The organism is Parvibaculum sp. (assembly GCF_040882025.1).
Taxonomy (GTDB): domain Bacteria; phylum Pseudomonadota; class Alphaproteobacteria; order Parvibaculales; family Parvibaculaceae; genus Parvibaculum.
Map to the genome: position 1 here is coordinate 1 of NZ_JBBECC010000154.1, position 2,603 is coordinate 2,603.

Consider the following 2,603-nt stretch of genomic DNA (forward strand, 5'->3'; position numbering starts at 1 on the left):
GTCGACCTGTGCGGCCAAAATCGCTTAAATCGTCCAGTTTCCGGAGGCGTCCAGACAGAAGCGTTTCACGGATCTCTCGGTTCACCTCATTATCTAAGCCTAGGAAATATCTCACATTCTGCCAAACAAGCCTTTCGTCAAAAGTTCGATTCTGAGTATTAAGAAATGTAGCCAGTTCATCCAGGCGAACGCGCGTGACAAGGGCACGGTTTTCGCCTTCGCTAACGCATAGTGCGGAATCGGATGATGGAGTGAGCTTCTTCTGAAACCGCGGCTTTGTTGCCCGTACAATGCCGTGTGAGAGTTCAAAAAGTCCGTATTCCAGAAGTCCTATTTCATGTCGCTCCAGTGACGAAGCCAGTCTCTTTCGCGCTTCCCGCTCTAGGGTCAGCTGGTTGGAGAACAGATGTACCGCGACCGTGTATGCTTCGTTGCCAAATATCTCCCAAATTTCTCGTACCTTGGCCGCTAATGCGCCGTTACAGGTCAGAAGAAGCTCTTCCCTGTTTAGGAGAAGGTCGTCAACGAACGATGAGATTTTGTCTACTTCGTCTCCGGGAAAGTTCTTTTTTGAGTTGCGGAAATTCACGACCGCTTTACACGATCCGAGGTTGATACGGCGGTTCGCGTGATCAATATACGCTATATCGATCCCTCGATCACCTCCGCCATCAACTATATACTCTTCAACCTCAGGGCCAGGAACCCCGAAGATGGTCTCCAGTACCAGCTTACAGAAGGCTCGATTGCGTGGGACCGAATCGGTCTCGCGCTCTCGTATCCCACTTTCGACAACGCCGAAGTCGATGATTGTGGGCGCTGTCGCAGGTAGGGCTTTTGGGCTCAAAAAACCTTTCTCCCTCAGCTGCACCCGCTCGTGCTCCCGCACGTGTCGCACTTCTCGCAGGTGCCGTTGCGCACCATGGTGAAGTTCTGGCACTCCGAGCACATGTTGCCGGTGTAGCCCTGCATGATCGCCTTCTGGCGCCGTTCGGCCGCGCGCGCCTTGGCGTCGGCGGCCTCGCGGGCGGCGGCGTCGGTGAAGAGTGCCGCGGCGGAGGCGCCGTCGTCGGCGATCTCGTCCTCCTGCGTCTGTTCCCTGGCGCGCTCCTCATAGTCGCGCTTGAAGGCGGTGGCCTCGTCGCGCAGTTCCGAAACCGTCGGCTTGAGCGCCGTCACCGTGGCGCCGGCCGCGATGGCGCGCACGTTGGAGCCGCCCGCCGCGGTAGGCGCGGAGCGGGCAGGGGTGAGCCCGATGCCGCCGGCGCCGGGGCCGCCCTGGCCCTTGGGCTCGGACGAGACGATCTTGAGCGCCGCGCCGCGCGTCAGCCCCTTGGAAAAGGCGGTGGCGCGGCCCTCGGTGATGCCGCGGCCGAGCGACGTGTTGGAAAAGTCCGACATGTCGACATGGGCGAGGTCGTGGCGCTCGAGATAGGAGACGGCCAGCTCGCGGAACACGTAGTCGAGGATCGACGTGGCATTCTTGATCGCGTCGTTGCCCTGCACCATGCCGGCGGGCTCGAACTTGGTGAAGGTGAAGGCCTCGACATATTCCTCGAGCGGCACGCCGTATTGCAGGCCGAGCGAGATGGCGATGGCGAAATTGTTCATCATCGCGCGGAAGGCAGCGCCCTCCTTGTGCATGTCGATGAAGATCTCGCCGAGGCGACCGTCGTCGAACTCGCCGGTGCGCAGATAGACCTTGTGGCCGCCGACCACCGCCTTCTGGGTGTAACCCTTGCGGCGGTTGGGCAGTTTCTCGCGGTCGCGCACGACGCGCTCCACGATGCGCTCGACAATCTTCTCGGTGAGGGTGACGGCCTGGGCGGCGGCGGGAGCGGCGATCAGCTCCTCGACCATATCGTCCTCGTCATCCTCGTCGGCGATGAGCGACGAGTTGAGCGGCTGCGAGAGCTTGGAGCCGTCGCGGTAGAGCGCGTTGGCCTTCAGCGCCAGCTTCCACGACAGCAGGTAGGCTTCCTTGCAATCGTCGACGGTGGCCTCGTTGGGCATGTTGATGGTCTTGGAGATGGCGCCCGAGATGAAGGGCTGGGCGGCGGCCATCATGCGGATGTGGCTCTCCACCGAGAGGTAGCGCTTGCCCACCTTGCCGCAGGGATTGGCGCAGTCGAAGACCGGGTAGTGCTCGGTCTTCAGGTGCGGCGCGCCTTCCAGCGTCATCGCCCCGCAGACATGGATGTTGGCCGCCTCGATCTCCTTGCGCGAGAAGCCGAGCGCCGGCAGGATCTCGAAGGAGATGTCGTTGAGCTGGTCGTCGGTGAAGCCCAGCACGTCGCGGCAGAAATCCTCGCCCAGCGTCCACTTGTTGAAGACGAACTTGATGTCGAAGGCGGCGGCCGTGGCGGCGTTGAGGGCGGCGATCTTCTCGTCGGTGAAGCCCTTGGAGCGCAGCGATGACGGGTTGACGCCGGGCGCCTGGTTGAGATTGCCGTGGCCGACCGCATAGGCGTCGATCTCGGCGATCTGCGCCTCGGAATAGCCCAGCGTGCGCAGCGCCTCGGGAACCGCGGCGTTGATGATCTTGAAATAGCCGCCGCCGGCGAGCTTCTTGAACTTCACCAGCGCGAAGTCGGGCTCGATGC

General features: G+C 61.6%; 1 protein-coding gene and 1 pseudogene. Both read right to left on the reverse strand.

From position 1 onward, the window contains the following. A partial coding sequence (locus WEB61_RS11265) for a hypothetical protein (RefSeq protein WP_368064433.1) occupies positions 1-847 on the reverse strand: 847 nt, incomplete at its 3' end. 14 nt (positions 848-861) lie between these two features. Next, positions 862-2,603 (reverse strand): annotated as a pseudogene (locus WEB61_RS11270) (vitamin B12-dependent ribonucleotide reductase); the annotation flags it as partial.